The following is a 14159-nucleotide window of genomic DNA, read 5'->3' as shown; positions in this document are numbered from 1 at the left end:
GATCCGTAGCCCGGATGGAGCGCAGCGCAATCCGGGGCGTTGCCGCAAGTGACCAGCGGTCCCGGATTACGCTGCACTCCATCCGGGCTACGGGATTGAGAGTGTTGCGGCGCCTCAGGCCGCCTTGCCGCCCATATAGTCGGGCAGCCAGCTCTCGTGCGACTTGCGCAACGCATCGATCGACACCGGCGCCTCGCCGGCAATCGCAATGGCATCGCCACCCGTGGTGCCGATCCTTACGCAGGGCACCTCGCAGCCGCGCATCTTGGCGAGCACGCGGCCGGCTTCGGTCTCCGGCACGGTGACGAGATAGCGCGCCTGGTCCTCGCCAAACCAATAGGCCTGCGAGACCAGCGACGTCGGCGCCGCCAGCAGCTTTGCGCCGATGCCGCCCGCCATCGCCATCTCCGCGAGCGCGATCAGGAGACCACCGTCCGAGAGGTCGTGCACGGCGGTCGCGGTGCCCGCATGAATCATGCCGCGCACGCAATCGCCATTGCGCTTCTCGGCCGCGAGATCGACCGGCGGCGGCGCGCCCTCCTCGCGACCGCAGATGTCGCGCAGGTAAACGGATTGGCCGAGCCAACCATGGGTTTCGCCGACCAGGAGGATCGCCTCGCCCTCGGCCTTGAAGGCGAGCGAGGCCGATTTGGTGAAATCGTCGAGCAAGCCGACACCGCCGATCGAAGGCGTCGGCAAAATCGCGCGGCCGTTGGTCTCGTTGTAGAGCGAGACGTTGCCGGAGACGACCGGGAAGTCGAGCGTGCGGCAGGCTTCCGAAATGCCCTTCAGGCAGCCGACGAACTGGCCCATGATTTCGGGGCGCTCGGGGTTGCCGAAGTTGAGATTGTCGGTGATGGCGAGCGGCTTGCCGCCGACCGCGGTGATGTTGCGCCAGGCTTCAGCCACCGCTTGCATACCACCTTGATAAGGATCCGCCTCGCAATAGCGCGGCGTGACGTCGACGGTCAGCGCCAGGCCCTTCGGGCCGTCCTGGACGCGCACGACGGCGGCATCGCCACCCGGACGCTGTAGGGTGTTGCCGAGGATGACGTGATCGTACTGCTCCCAGACCCAACGCTTAGAGCACATGTCCGGCGTGCCGATCAGCTTCTCCAGCGCGGCACCGAGCCCCATCGGCGCCCGCACCTCGCGCGCATGCACGACCGGCAGCGTGGCGGAGGGAACGTGCGGACGGTCATAGACCGGCGCCTCGTCGCCGAGCTCCTTGATCGGCAGGTCGGCCATGACGTCGCCGCCATGCTTGACCACGAAGCGCTTGCTCGGCGTGGTGTAGCCGACGACGGCGAAATCGAGGCCCCACTTCTTGAAGATCGCCTCGGCTTCCTTTTCCTTCTCGGGCTTGAGCACCATGAGCATGCGCTCCTGGCTCTCCGAGAGCATCATCTCGTAGGCGCTCATGCCCATTTCACGGGTCGGCACCGCATCGAGATCGAGGTCGACGCCGAGATCGCCCTTGGCCCCCATCTCGACCGCCGAGCAGGTGAGCCCCGCCGCGCCCATGTCTTGGATCGCGATGACGCAGCCCTTCTCCATGATCTCGAGGCAGGCTTCCAGCAACAGCTTCTCGGCGAAGGGATCTCCGACCTGCACGGTCGGACGCTTCTCCTCGGACTTGTCGTCGAACTCGGCCGAGGCCATCGAGGCGCCGTGGATGCCGTCGCGGCCGGTCTTGGAGCCGAGATAGACGATCGGCATGTTCACGCCGGAGGCGGCCGCATAGAAGATCTTGTCGGCATCGGCGAGGCCCACCGCCATCGCGTTGACGAGGATGTTGCCGTCATAGCGGGTGTGGAAGCGCACCTGGCCGCCGACGGTCGGCACGCCGAAGGAATTGCCGTAGCCGCCAACGCCGGCGACGACGCCGGAGACGAGGTGCCGGGTCTTGGGATGCTCGGGCGCGCCGAAGCTCAGCGCATTGAGGCAGGCGATCGGGCGCGCACCCATGGTGAAGACGTCGCGAAGGATGCCGCCGACGCCGGTGGTGGCGCCCTGATACGGCTCGATGTAGCTCGGGTGGTTGTGGCTCTCCATCTTGAAGACCACGGCCTGGCCGTCGCCGATGTCGATCACGCCGGCATTCTCGCCGGGGCCCTGGATCACCCAGGGCGCCTTGGTCGGCAGGCCGCGCAGATGGATGCGCGAGGATTTGTACGAGCAGTGCTCGTTCCACATCGCCGAGAAGATGCCAAGCTCGGTGAAGGTCGGCTCCCGCCCGATCAGCTTCAGGATGCGCTCATACTCGTCGGGCTTGAGCCCGTGGGCGGCAACCAGTTCGGGGGTGATCTTGGGTTCGTTCTTCATGGCTTCAGGGGCTTTCGGCGGGCTTTGGCCGTTCTTAGGAACATCGGGGGGCCGTTGAAAGCCCTTTATGGCGCATTTTCCCGCTGTCCCACGTTTTGCGGCCGGCCCTTGCGGGAACGGGAATTGCACGGCGCGGATGGATCGGATTTAAGGGCAAAACACCCGTAATTGAAGGCCCATTTCCTTGCACGAATTGACCAAAACGGCCCCGTCCCCCCGCCCCGAGCTGTATGTCGCCACTGAGGGCGAGTTTATGGGATGGCAGACCTGGATCCGCGATAGTTTTGAGAACCATATCGGCCCCTTCTGGCACCGCTTGGAGGCCGATGGCGCCGTCCGCTGCGCCTTCCGGGTCGAAAAGAAGCATCTGAACGGCTCCGGCAACGTCCATGGCGGCTGCTTCATGGCCTTCGCCGATTATTGCCTGTTCGCGATCGGCCGCAATGCGCTGCAGGGGCGCGGCGTGACGGTCAATTTCGGCTGCGAGTTCCTGGATGCCGGCCATGAGGGCGAGCTGATCGAGTGCACCGGCGAGGTCACCCGCGCGGGCGGCTCGCTGATCTTCCTGCGCGGGCAGATGATGGCAGCCGAGCGCCTGCTGTTCACCTTCTCCGGGACGATCAAGCGGGCGAAGTGGAAGTCGCCACCTCAGCCAAACGCATAGCTCGTCGCGATCTGCGGGACTGCGGACGCTACTTGTTGGCGTCGTCCGCCAGCATCTTCCGGTACTTCTCGACGTCGCGCGTCACCAGTTGCTGAAGCAATTCCGGCGCATGCTCGTTGTCGTCGGGCGCAACGGTCGACAGCTCGGCAAAACGCTTCTTCACCGCATCGGTCTCGACCGCGGTCCGCGCCGCGGCATTCAGCTTGGCGATGACGGCCTGTGGCGTACCCTTCGGCGCGAACAGGCCGTTCCAGCCCTGCGCCTCGAACTCTGGCAGGCCTGCCTCTGCCGACGTCGGCAGTTCAGGCACCGTTGCGAGCCGTACAGTCGAGCCGACCACGAGGCCCCGCACCAGCTTCTCGTTGATCGACTGCGACACCGAGGCCGCCGCGTCGCAGACGCCGTCGATCTGGCCGCCGATCGCGTCGGTCAGCGCGGGCGCGGCGCCGCGATAACCGACCAGCGTCGCATCGATCCCGGCCGCTGTGACGAAGCTCTTGCAGATCAGATAGTTCGACGAGCCGACGCCGGCATGGCCGAGATTGATCTTGCCGGGATTGGCCTTGGCATAGGCGATGAACTCTTTCAGGTCCTTCGCCGGAAAATCCTTGCGGACCGCGACGATGCCGAACGTCTTCGCCACCATCGCGATCGGCACGAAGGAGTCGGGCGTGAACGGCAGCTTTGGATAGATCGTATAGGTCGCGGCATTGGTGCCGGCATTGCCGATCGCGATCGTGTAGCCGTCAGGCTCGGCGCGCGAGGCGCGGGCCAGCGCGGTCGAGCCACCGGCACCCGCAACGTTCTCGATCACGATGGTCTGGCCGAGGGCGATCCCCATCTGCTCGGCAACGGTGCGCGCGATCACGTCCGAGGTGCCGCCGGCCGCGAACGGCACGATCATCGTGATCGGACGCTTGGGAAAATCCTGGGCGAACGCTGCACCCGCAAACGCCAGCGCAGCGATGGCGACCGACAGCCGCTTCAACACGAACGAGATCACGCGGCCTTTTCCAGATGCGCAGTGAGACCAGCGAACAGGCCGCGGCCGTCGGTGCAGCCCATGATGTCTTCGACGTGATTTTCCGGATGCGGCATCATGCCGAGCACGTTGCCCCTGTCGTTGACCAGGCCGGCGATGGAATGCGCCGCGCCGTTGATGTTGTGGCTCTCGTCGACCACGCCGTCGGCCGAGCAGTAGCGATAGAGCACCCGCCCCTCGCCTTCGATGCGCTTGATGGTTTCTTCATCCGCCTCGTAATTGCCTTCGCCATGTGCGACCGGCACACGGATCACCTGGCCGGCATTGTAGCCGCGGGTGAACGGGGTGTCGGAGCGCTCGACCCGCAGATGCACGTCCTTGCAGATGAATTTCAGCCGCGCATTGCGCATCAGCACGCCCGGCAACAGGCCGGACTCGCAGAGGATCTGGAAACCGTTGCAGACGCCGAGCACGAGACCGCCCTTGCCCGCATAGTCGCGCACCGCATCCATTACCGGCGACCGCGCCGCGATTGCACCACAGCGCAGGTAATCGCCATAGGAGAAACCGCCCGGCACGACGACGAGGTCGGTGCCCGCAGGCAAAGACGTCTCGGCGTGCCAGACCATCGAGGGCTCGTGGCCCGAGATAAGTCTTAGAGCACGAGCCATGTCGCGCTCGCGGTTGATTCCGGGGAAGACGAGGATTGCGGCTTTCATGGTGCGGGTGCGTCGCTCAGTTCGAGGCGGTTTTCAATACGATCCAAGCGACCTTCGTGCCGGACCAGCGTGGCGTGAATGCTGGAAATCTCCTGGAAAACGCTGGTGATTTCGTGACGAATGCCTGTTTGGGACGTTCGCATCGCCTGCATTTCCTGCTTGAGCTCGTCGATCTTTCCATCGACCTGCGCAAGCCGGGCTTGAATGGACTTCATCACTTCGAACATCAATTCCGCAGTGACGTCGGCCATAACGCCAACTCCTATGCTTTCATCTCGATCGCGTAGTTCTCGATCACGGTATTGGCCAGCAGCTTGTCGGCGGCGTCCTTCAACACCGCCTCCGCCTTGGCCTTGTCCGCGCCGGCGAGCTCGATGTCAAACACCTTGCCTTGGCGGACGCTGGCGACGCCGTCGACGCCGAGCGACTTCAGCGCGCCTTCAATGGCCTTGCCTTGCGGATCGAGGATGCCGTTCTTCAACGTAACCGTCACACGTGCCTTCACGTCGCTATCCCTCTCAGCTCTTCACCAGCACGGGACCCGTGCCCTGCGGACGCTCGTTCTCCATGAGGATGCCGAGACGCTTGGCGACTTCCGTATAGGCCTCGAGCAGGCCACCGAGGTCGCGGCGGAAGCGGTCCTTGTCGAGTTTCTCGTTCGACTTGATATCCCACAGACGGCAAGAGTCCGGCGAGATCTCGTCGGCGACGATGATGCGCATCATCTCGTTTTCGAACAGCCGGCCGCACTCCATCTTGAAATCGACGAGGCGGATGCCGATGCCGAGGAAGAGGCCGGTCAGGAAGTCGTTGACGCGGATGGCGAGCGCCATGATGTCGTCGATCTCCTGGGGGGTCGCCCAGCCGAACGCGGTGATGTGCTCTTCCGACACCATGGGGTCGTTGAGCTGGTCGTTCTTGTAATAGAACTCGATGATCGAGCGGGGCAGCTGCGTGCCCTCCTCGATGCCGAGGCGCTGCGACAGCGAGCCGGCGGCAACGTTCCGCACCACCACCTCGAGCGGCACGATCTCGACCTCGCGAATCAACTGCTCGCGCATGTTGAGACGGCGGATGAAATGGGTCGGCACCCCGATGTCGTTGAGGTGCTGAAACAGGTACTCCGAGATCCGGTTGTTGAGGACACCCTTGCCCTCGATCACCTGATGCTTTTTGGCATTGAACGCGGTGGCGTCGTCCTTGAAGTGCTGGATCAGAGTACCGGGCTCGGGACCTTCATACAGAACCTTTGCCTTGCCTTCATAAATGCGACGCCGACGGCTCATGGGGATGTACCGTGTTTTGTTGAAATCCATGTATTTGGTGTGCTCCGGTTACCAGGTTACGACCCACAGCGGAGCTGCCGTGAACGGCCCGGAACCCATCCTTAACCCTTGGAAACAGAACGGGAACCAAGCCTTCAGGCAACCTATCCGATTGGCTGTCTCAGCACAATCGATCCGGCCCATCCGGTGCTGACTTATACCGCCTTGCCTGCGGCTTAACGGCTCGTTGTTTTGCCGATTCGTGCCCCTTATCTAGGCATGCACCGGGCCGCTCGCAACGAGGGCCTTGAGGTCCAGCCAGGCAGGAGTTGGAAGAGGAATGAGCGAAATCAACAAGCGCGAGGAGGGCTTTGAGAAGAAGTTCGCCCTCGACGAGGAGCAGAAGTTCAAGGCGGAGGCTCGGCGCAACCGCCTGCTCGGCCTGTGGGCCGCCGAAAAGCTCGGAATCACCGGCGATGCCGCCACCGCCTATGCCAAGGAGGTCGTCGCGGCCGATTTCGAGGAAGCCGGCGATGCCGACGTCCTGCGCAAGGTCATGGGCGATTTCGCCGCCAAGAACGTGGCGATTACCGAGCAGGCGATTCGCGCGAAAATGAGCGAACTGCTCGCGGTCGCGGCCGCCGAAGTGAAGGCCGGGAAATAGACCGGCCCGGAGCGGCGAATGGCGAGGTAACCCCGTTCGCCGCTCGCTCCATAACGGCCTTGCAGCCGGACCCGGGCAATGCCAAATGGGCGGCATGTCCCAGCAAGATCACATCTCCAACGTCCTCGCCGAGCGCTATGCCTCGCCCGCCATGCGCGCCATCTGGAGCGGCGAAGGCAAGGTTCGTCTCGAACGCGACTACTGGATCGCCGTGCTGAAAGGTCAGCGCGATCTCGGTATCCCGGTGCCAGATGGCGTGATCGAGGCCTACGAGCGGGTCAAGGGCCAAGTCGATCTTGCCTCCATCATGCGCCGCGAGCGCATCACCCGCCACGACGTCAAGGCGCGGATCGAGGAGTTCTGCGAGCTCGCCGGTCACGAGCATCTGCACAAGGGCATGACCAGCCGCGACCTCACCGAGAACGTCGAGCAGCTCCAGGTCTATCGCGGACTGCAGCTGATCGAGACCAAGACCATCGCCGCGCTGATCCGTTTTGCCAGGCATGCAAAACAGCTGCGCGATATCCCGTTCACCGCGCGCACGCACAACGTGGCCGCGCAGGTCACGACGCTCGGCAAGCGCATCGCCATGTTCGGCGAGGAGTTGCTGCTGGCGCATCAGAGCCTCGTCAACGTGCTCGGCACCTACCCCGCGCGCGGGCTGAAGGGCGCGGTCGGCACGCGGCTCGACCAGATCACCCTGTTCAATGGCGATGCCGGCAAGGCGCGTGCGCTCGAGCAGCGCATCCTCGTCCATCTCGGCCTGCCCAAGAGCTTCGATGCCGTCGGCCAGGTCTATCCGCGCAGCCTCGACTTCCGCGCGGTCAGCGTGCTGGTCGATCTCGCCAGCGGCCCCGGCAGCTTCGCCAAGACGCTGCGGCTGATGGCGGGCCACGAGCTTGCCAGCGAAGGCTTTGCCAAAGGCCAGGTCGGCTCGTCGGCGATGCCGCACAAGATGAACAGCCGCTCCTGCGAGCGCATCAACGGCCTGCATGTGGTGCTGAAGGGCTATCTCGCGATGGCCGCCGGGCTCGCCGGCGACCAGTGGAATGAGGGCGACGTCTCCTGCTCCGTGGTCCGCCGCGTCATGCTGCCCGACGCGTTCCTTGCCATGGACGGCCTGCTCGAGACCCTGCTCTCGGTGCTCGACCAGATGGAAATCTTCGACGCCGTCGTCGCGACCGAGCTCAACCGCTATCTGCCCTTCCTGCTCACCACCACGGTGATGATGGAAGCGGTGAAGAAGGGCGCTGGCCGCGAAGGCGCGCACGAGGCGATCAAGGAGCACGCGGTCGCGGCCATCCGCGACCTCCGCACCGGCAAGATCGTGCAGAACGACTTGCTTCAGCGCCTCGCGGCCGACAAGCGTCTCGGCCTCAGCGAAGCCGAGCTTGAGCGCGTGCTCGATCACGGCCGCGCCAATTCGGGCGATGCCGGCGCGCAAGTCGATCATTTCGCCGAGCAGGTCGATGCGCTGGCGAAGGCCAATCCTGTGGCAGCCGGCTACGCGCCGGGCGCGATTCTCTAGCGAATGGTGAGTAGCGAATAGCGAATGGAACAGATTCCATTCGCTATTCGCAATTCGCCACTCACCCCTCTTTGAATCCATACTCCGGCACGTTGCCGCTGGCGCCGTAATATTTGTACGGCAGGAATTTGCCTGACATCGTGATTTTGACGCGATCACCCTTGGGGTTCGGCAGGCGCTCCATCACCATGTCGAAGTCGATCGCCGACATGATGCCGTCGCCATACTCTTCCTCGATCAACGCCTTCCAGGCCGGGCCATTGACCATCACCAGCTCGTAGAAGCGATAGATCAGGGGATCGGTCGGCGGCATCGGCATGCCGCGCATCGGCGTTTCGTTCAGCATCGCCGTCTCGGCCTTCGACAAGCCGAATAGCTCAGCCGCGTTGGCCGCTTGCGGCTTTGTCAACTTCATCTGTCCGAGGATTGCGCCTGTTATGAGCACTTCCGAATAGCCGCCGATCTTCTCGCAGATGTATTTCCAGGTCCATCCCTTCTCGCGCTTGATGTCGAGCAGTTTTTCGGTGAGGTCTTCGCGCTTCATGTTGAGGTCTCCCTTCAAAAGCATGATCCGGAAAAGTGTGAAGCGGTTTTCCGTAGATCATGCGTCTACAAAATCAGGCAGTCAGTCCGGGGGTGGTCCCGGGCGTCCAGGTCTGTCGTTGCTCTTCGCCGTTTGACGCGATCGTCAAACCGGGCTTGCCGATCCGCACCACCGGCACATTGCGCGGATCATGATCGGGCTTCTCGGTGGTGAAGGTCTTGCTGCGCGTCACCAGGAAATCGATGATGTGATTGCGTAGCGCGTAATAGAGCGGATGGCGGTGCAGATCGGTGCGGCCGCGATCCCGCGGCAGCGGGTTCTCGACGACCTCGGCCAGCACCGCGCCGGGTCCGTTGGTCATCAGAAAGATCTTGTCGGCAAGATAGATCGCCTCGTCGACGTCATGGGTGATCATGAACGCGGTCTGCCCGGTCTCCAGGCAAATCCGCCGCACCTCGTCCTGCAGCGTGCCACGCGTCAGCGCGTCGAGCGCCGAGAACGGCTCGTCCATCAGCATCATCTTCGGCGTGATCGACAGCGCCCGGGCGATGCCGACGCGCTGCTTCATACCGCCCGACAGTTCCGACGGCCGCTTGTGCTCCGAGCCGGTCAAACCGACCAGGTCAATAAACTTTTGCGCATGCGCCTTGACCTTGGCACGATCCCAGCTGCGCCATTTCGAACTCACGGCGTAGGAGACATTGCCGAGCACGGTGCGCCAGGGCAGCAGCGCATGGCTCTGGAAGATCACCGCGCGGTCGAGGCTGGTGCCTGATATCGCCTGCCCGTCGACGATGACGGCGCCCTCGCTCGGCGTATCGAGGCCGGCGAGGATGTTGAGCACGGTGGTCTTGCCGCAGCCGGAATGGCCGATCACGCAGCAGAACTCGCCCCGCGCCATCGACAGCCACAGATTCTCGAACACAGTGGTGGTGGCGCCATTGGCGCCCGGATAGCGTTTCGCAATGCCTTCGATGGAGACGAATTTGTCGGTCACTGCCCCTACTCCGGAAACGTCACCATGCGCGTGAACCGCGCCAGGATCTGGTCGAGCAGCATGCCGACGACACCGATCAGCAGGATCGCAATGATGACATTGGTGATCGAGAGGTTGTTCCACTCGTTCCAGACGAAATAGCCGATGCCGGTGCCGCCGACGAGCATCTCGGCCGCGACGATCACGAGCCAGGCGATGCCGATCGAGATGCGCATGCCGGTCAAGATCGTCGGCGCCGCCGCGGGCAGGATCACCGTGAAGGCGCGCCTGACGGTGCCGACCTCCAGCGTGCGTGCGACGTTGATCCATTCCTTGCGCACGCTCGCCACGCCAAAGACGGTGTTGAGCAGCATCGGCCAGATCGAGCAGATGAAGATGACGAAGATCGCCGAGATCGAGGAATCCTTGATCGTGTAGAGCGCGAGCGGCATCCAGGCCAGCGGTGAGATCGGCTTCAGCACCTGGATGAAGGGATCCAGCGCCTTGCTCAGCAGCGGCGACATGCCGATCAGGAAGCCGAGCGGGATCGCAACCAGCACCGCCAGCAGATAGCCGGTGCCGACGCGCGCGATGGAATAAGCGAGCTGGATCCCGAGCCCCTTGTCATTCGGCCCGTTATCGTAGAACGGCCGCTTGAAATGCTCCCAGAGCTTTGCGCCGACATCGAGCGGACCGGGCATGGCGGATTTGCCCTGCGTGGCGGTCAGGCCCATCAGCTTGGCGTATTCCGGGCTCATCGTCGCCACCGGCGCCGTCGAGCGCGTGGCGAGATGCCAGATGCCGAGGAACGCGGCGAGCAGCGCAATCGAGACGAGGCCGGCGCGGAGGCGGAGGGAGGATGTCATTTCGTATATCCCAGGTTTCGTGTCCAGGGCGCGGCGCAGCGCGAAGCGGTGCGACGCAGAACCGGGACCCATGCGGACAAGCTGGGTCCCGGCTCTGCGAAGCAGCACTGCGTGCTGCATCGCGTCCGGGACACGAGAGCGGAGATCATCACGACGCCTTCCTGATCTTGAAGCTGGCGAGGTAATCCTCGGGCTTGGCCGGATCGAAGGTCTTGCCCATCACCGCGAACGATTTGTAGGCACTCGCCGGCGGCGACAGGCCCATCTCCGTCATCAGCTTCTTGGTGTCGGTGGCGAGGTAGACCTGCTCGGCCACCGCCTTGTAGTCGACATCGCCCTTGATCTGGCCCCAACGCTTCATCTGCGTCAGCATCCACACCGCGAAGGACTGCCACGGGAATGGATCGAAATCGACGCGCTTGGCGTCGGTCTTCACCCCGCCAAGTCCGTCGGCATAGGTGCCGGTCAGGACCTGCTCCAGCACCGTGACCGGCGCGTTGATGTAGTTGGCGGGCGCGATCGCTTCCGCGATCTGCTTGCGGTTCTCCGCCTTCGACGCATAGGCAGTGGCATCGACGATGGCGCGGGTCAGCGCGGCAAAGCTATTCGGCGCCGTCGTGATGAACTCGCGGCTGGCGGCAAAACTGCAGCAAGGATGGCCGTCCCAGATCTCCTTGGAGAGCAAGTGCATGAAGCCGACGCCGTCATAGATCGCGCGCTGGCAGATGTTGTCGGGCGCAAGGAAGCCGTCGATGTTGTCGGCGCGCAAATTCGCGACCATCTCCGGCGGCGGCACCGAGCGCAGTTGCACATCGGTATCGGGGTCGAGACCGTGCTCGGCGAGATAATAGCGCAGCAGGTAATTGTGCATGGAGTAGTCGAAGGGGATCGCGAATTTCAGGCCCTTCCAGTCCTTCGGATCGCGCTTGTCCTTGTGCTTGGTCGCCAGCACGATGCCCTGCCCGTTGATGTTCTCGATCGCAGGGACGGCAAAGGGAATGGCGTTGGCACCAAGACCAAGCGAGATCGCGATCGGCATCGGCGCCAGCATGTGCGCGGCGTCGTATTCCTTGTTGATGGTCTTGTCGCGGATCACGGCCCAGCCGGCGGTCTTCACCACTTCGACATTGAGACCATGCTTCGAGTAGAACCCCAGCGGCGCCGCCATGATGATCGGCGTCGCGCAGGTGATCGGGATGAAGCCGACCTTGAGGTCCTTCTTCTCGGGCGCGCCGGTTTGCGCGAACACTTCCGTCGCCGTCTTGAGTGGAAAGAATTGCGAGAGAGCCGCGAGCGCCGTCGATGCACCGACCGACTTCAGGAAGGCGCGCCGCGCCACATCCTGCGGAAACATCGCGCGCATTACGGCGGAGGCGACGACTCCCTCGTAGCGCTTTTCTTCGCTCTCGACCGTCTCGCAAGCCAGCGCCGTGGCCTGCTCATGCTCCGCCGCGGATTGGTGCTGGCCACAGACACAGCCGGCTCGAAGGTTGCGGTTCGGATCAAACGGATTGTCGAACGTGGACATCGGAGCTCCCCTGCGTCATTGCACGGACGGGTTACGCAAGGAGTGTGCCACCGCCTTGGGAGCAGCCAGTGCCTTGATGACGCAGCGTTTTCGCTGTGACTTGGCCACTACGAAAACTCGTGATAAACGAAATCTCGTAGTTCAATTACGAGATTTCGCAATGGCAACGACGCCAATGCTCGCCCACGATGACGTGGCCCCGGCGATCGACCCCCGTGTCGCCGCCTTCGAATCCTCTGTCGAGGCGACGTTGCTGGTCGACCCCTATGGCGATGAGATTATCGACGCCAATCCTGCCGCCTGCGCCCTGCTCGGCTACGACCGCGCGCTGCTGCGGCAGACCAAGGCGAGTACGCTGCACGCCGGCGAGCTTCCGGCCCTCACCGTCTTCACCCAAGCCGTGCTGCACAAGGGCGCCTACTGGACCACGGCGCTCACCCCTCGCCATGCCACCGGCCAAACCCTCCGGCTGGAATATGCCGGCAGCGTGCTGCCGCATGACGGGCGCACGCTGGTGCAGCTCATCCTGACCGATCTCGACGCGCGCCGCCGCCGCAACGTCGATGCCGCCGCCGAAGACCACATGCGCAGCGGGATTGCGACCTGGCAGCGGGTCGAGCGCGTGTTCCAGGACATCGAGCGCGAGAACCAGCTGATCCTGCGCGCCGCCGGCGAGGGTATCTACGGCGTCAACGCCGAAGGCAAGACCACCTTCGTCAATCCCGCGGCCGAGCGCATGCTCGGCTGGACCGCGGAGGAACTGGTCGGCAAGGAAATCCACCCGATCGTCCATCACACGCATCCCGACGGCACCCACTATCACGACCACGACTGCCCGATCTATGCGGCGTTCCGCGACGGTGCCGTCCATCAGGTCGACGGCGAGGTGTTCTGGCGCAAGGACGGCTCCCCGGCCTGGGTCGAGTATACCTCCACGCCCATCCGCGACCGCGGCGTCGTGGTCGGCGCGGTCGTGGTGTTTCGCGACGTCAGCCAGCGCCGCGAGGCCGACGAGAAGCTGCACGCCGCACTCACCGAAGTGGACCGCCTGCGCGAACGGCTCGAATTGGAGAACGCCTACCTCCAGGAGGAAATCCGCATCGAGACCAATCCGCGCGGCATCATCGGCGGCAGCGAGGCGATCCAGAAGACGCTGCGCCAGGTCAAGCTGGTGGCGCCGACCACGGCGGCGGTGATGATCACCGGCGAATCCGGCACCGGCAAGGAGCTGATCGCGCGCGCGATCCACGAGGATTCCACCCGCAGCGACCGGCCGCTGATCCGCGTCAACTGCGCGGCGATCCCGCGCGAATTGTTCGAGAGCGAGTTCTTCGGCCATGTCCGCGGCGCCTTCACCGGCGCGATGCGCGACCGCATCGGCCGCTTCGAGCTCGCCGACGGCGGCACGCTGTTTCTCGACGAGGTCGGCGAGATCCCGCTCGAATTGCAAGGCAAGCTGCTGCGCGTGCTGCAGGAGGGCAATTTCGAGCGCGTCGGCGAGGAGCGCACCCGCACGGTCGACGTCCGCGTCATCGCCGCGACCAATCGCGATCTCAAGCAAGAGGTGCAGCGCGGCCGTTTCCGCGAGGATCTCTATTTCCGCCTCAACGTCTTTCCGATCGAGACCGTCCCCTTGCGCGAACGGCGCGAGGATATTCCCCTGCTCGCCCAGCATTTCCTCACGCGCGAGGGTAAGGCGCTGAAATCGAACCTGCGTCTTTCCGAAGGTGATGCACGGCGGCTCGCCCGCTACGACTGGCCCGGCAATGTCCGCGAATTGCAGAACGTGATCGAGCGCGCCGCGATCCTGTCGCAGAACGGGCGGCTACGGATCGACCTGCCCGACAGCACCGGCATGCAAGCGCCGAGCGGCGCCGCGCGGCAGAAGACCGACGCACGTCCAGCGGTGATGACGTCAGCGGAAATGCGCGACCACGAGCGCGCCAACATTCTGGCCGCGCTCGAAGCCTGCGCCGGAAAAGTATTCGGCCCCGGCGGCGCGGCCGAACTGCTCGACATCAAGCCGACCACGCTGGCCTCGCGGATCAAGGCGCTGGGGATCGCCCACGGGGCGCGGGCCGCTAAAGCAGGATAGTCT

At 64.1% G+C, this 14159-nt stretch carries 14 protein-coding genes; 4 read left to right on the top strand and 10 right to left on the bottom strand.

Going from position 1 to position 14159, the window contains the following annotated elements:
• Positions 1-114: 114 nt before the first annotated feature.
• Complete coding sequence (gene purL, locus HYH08_RS26870) at positions 115-2325, bottom strand: phosphoribosylformylglycinamidine synthase subunit PurL (protein WP_220012842.1); 2211 nt, start codon at positions 2323-2325, stop codon at positions 115-117.
• Between the two features lie 184 nt (positions 2326-2509).
• On the opposite strand from purL, the gene HYH08_RS26865 reads away from it, so the two are divergent.
• Positions 2510-2989 carry a PaaI family thioesterase gene (locus HYH08_RS26865; protein WP_220012841.1) on the top strand — a complete coding sequence of 160 codons (480 nt, stop codon included), beginning with the start codon at positions 2510-2512 and terminating at the stop codon, positions 2987-2989.
• Between the two features lie 28 nt (positions 2990-3017).
• Here the strand turns inward: HYH08_RS26865 and HYH08_RS26860 are convergent, their stop codons facing one another.
• From HYH08_RS26860 to purC, 5 genes are read right to left on the bottom strand one after another with little or no spacing between them, the layout of a single operon-like run.
• Positions 3018-3992: a tripartite tricarboxylate transporter substrate binding protein BugD gene (locus HYH08_RS26860; protein WP_220012840.1), complete on the bottom strand. Its 975-nt coding sequence runs from the start codon at positions 3990-3992 to the stop codon at positions 3018-3020.
• Complete coding sequence (gene purQ / locus HYH08_RS26855) at positions 3989-4690, bottom strand: phosphoribosylformylglycinamidine synthase subunit PurQ (protein WP_220012839.1); 702 nt, start codon at positions 4688-4690, stop codon at positions 3989-3991. Before purQ ends, HYH08_RS26860 begins: the two co-directional genes overlap by 4 nt.
• Positions 4687-4941 (bottom strand): DUF1664 domain-containing protein, encoded by a 255-nt coding sequence (locus tag HYH08_RS26850; RefSeq protein ID WP_220012838.1) that lies wholly within the window; start codon positions 4939-4941, stop codon positions 4687-4689. The genes purQ and HYH08_RS26850 overlap by 4 nt, the downstream gene beginning before the upstream one ends.
• A gap of 11 nt (positions 4942-4952) precedes the next feature.
• Positions 4953-5195: a phosphoribosylformylglycinamidine synthase subunit PurS gene (gene purS / locus HYH08_RS26845; protein ID WP_220012837.1), complete on the bottom strand. Its 243-nt coding sequence runs from the start codon at positions 5193-5195 to the stop codon at positions 4953-4955.
• A 13-nt stretch (positions 5196-5208) separates the two neighbouring features.
• Positions 5209-5976: a phosphoribosylaminoimidazolesuccinocarboxamide synthase gene (gene purC, locus HYH08_RS26840; RefSeq protein ID WP_172782948.1), complete on the bottom strand. Its 768-nt coding sequence runs from the start codon at positions 5974-5976 to the stop codon at positions 5209-5211.
• 319 nt (positions 5977-6295) lie between these two features.
• On the opposite strand from purC, the gene HYH08_RS26835 reads away from it, so the two are divergent.
• Both HYH08_RS26835 and purB read left to right on the top strand, forming a co-directional pair.
• The gene (locus HYH08_RS26835; RefSeq protein WP_220012836.1) at positions 6296-6619 is read left to right on the top strand and encodes a DUF1476 domain-containing protein; all 324 of its coding nucleotides are present in this window, start codon (positions 6296-6298) and stop codon (positions 6617-6619) included.
• A gap of 94 nt (positions 6620-6713) precedes the next feature.
• A complete protein-coding gene (purB, locus tag HYH08_RS26830) occupies positions 6714-8147 on the top strand; it encodes an adenylosuccinate lyase (protein ID WP_220012835.1) in 1434 nt (477 codons plus the stop codon).
• Positions 8148-8208: 61 nt separating this feature from the next.
• Here the strand turns inward: purB and cynS are convergent, their stop codons facing one another.
• From cynS to HYH08_RS26810, 4 genes are all read right to left on the bottom strand, one after another.
• Positions 8209-8691, bottom strand: coding sequence for a cyanase (cynS, locus tag HYH08_RS26825; protein ID WP_195784626.1), 483 nt, complete (start codon positions 8689-8691; stop codon positions 8209-8211).
• Between the two features lie 73 nt (positions 8692-8764).
• Entirely contained in the window at positions 8765-9688 is a 924-nt protein-coding gene (locus HYH08_RS26820; RefSeq protein ID WP_220012834.1) for an ABC transporter ATP-binding protein, read from the bottom strand.
• 5 nt (positions 9689-9693) lie between these two features.
• Positions 9694-10533 (bottom strand): nitrate ABC transporter permease, encoded by an 840-nt coding sequence (gene ntrB / locus HYH08_RS26815; RefSeq protein ID WP_220012833.1) that lies wholly within the window; start codon positions 10531-10533, stop codon positions 9694-9696.
• Between the two features lie 148 nt (positions 10534-10681).
• Positions 10682-12061: a CmpA/NrtA family ABC transporter substrate-binding protein gene (locus HYH08_RS26810; protein WP_220012832.1), complete on the bottom strand. Its 1380-nt coding sequence runs from the start codon at positions 12059-12061 to the stop codon at positions 10682-10684.
• Positions 12062-12221: 160 nt separating this feature from the next.
• On the opposite strand from HYH08_RS26810, the gene HYH08_RS26805 reads away from it, so the two are divergent.
• Positions 12222-14156: a sigma 54-interacting transcriptional regulator gene (locus HYH08_RS26805; RefSeq protein ID WP_220012831.1), complete on the top strand. Its 1935-nt coding sequence runs from the start codon at positions 12222-12224 to the stop codon at positions 14154-14156.
• The last annotated feature ends 3 nt before the right edge of the window (positions 14157-14159 follow it).

This window comes from Bradyrhizobium sp. BR 10289, assembly GCF_019455385.1.
Taxonomy (GTDB): domain Bacteria; phylum Pseudomonadota; class Alphaproteobacteria; order Rhizobiales; family Xanthobacteraceae; genus Bradyrhizobium.
Note: the sequence above shows the minus strand (reverse complement) of the source record. Positions and strands in the feature narration are given on the sequence as shown.

What these genes read in the sequence shown, in the direction of transcription:
- purB (WP_220012835.1), top strand. Translation starts at nt 6,714, where the DNA reads ATGTCCCAGCAAGATCACATCTCCAACGTCCTCGCCGAGCGCTATGCC.
- cynS (WP_195784626.1), bottom strand. Translation starts at nt 8,691, where the DNA reads ATGAAGCGCGAAGACCTCACCGAAAAACTGCTCGACATCAAGCGCGAG.
- HYH08_RS26850 (WP_220012838.1), bottom strand. Translation starts at nt 4,941, where the DNA reads ATGGCCGACGTCACTGCGGAATTGATGTTCGAAGTGATGAAGTCCATT.
- purL (WP_220012842.1), bottom strand. Translation starts at nt 2,325, where the DNA reads ATGAAGAACGAACCCAAGATCACCCCCGAACTGGTTGCCGCCCACGGG.
- purQ (WP_220012839.1), bottom strand. Translation starts at nt 4,690, where the DNA reads ATGAAAGCCGCAATCCTCGTCTTCCCCGGAATCAACCGCGAGCGCGAC.
- HYH08_RS26835 (WP_220012836.1), top strand. Translation starts at nt 6,296, where the DNA reads ATGAGCGAAATCAACAAGCGCGAGGAGGGCTTTGAGAAGAAGTTCGCC.
- HYH08_RS26810 (WP_220012832.1), bottom strand. Translation starts at nt 12,061, where the DNA reads ATGTCCACGTTCGACAATCCGTTTGATCCGAACCGCAACCTTCGAGCC.
- ntrB (WP_220012833.1), bottom strand. Translation starts at nt 10,533, where the DNA reads ATGACATCCTCCCTCCGCCTCCGCGCCGGCCTCGTCTCGATTGCGCTG.
- purC (WP_172782948.1), bottom strand. Translation starts at nt 5,976, where the DNA reads ATGAGCCGTCGGCGTCGCATTTATGAAGGCAAGGCAAAGGTTCTGTAT.
- HYH08_RS26805 (WP_220012831.1), top strand. Translation starts at nt 12,222, where the DNA reads ATGGCAACGACGCCAATGCTCGCCCACGATGACGTGGCCCCGGCGATC.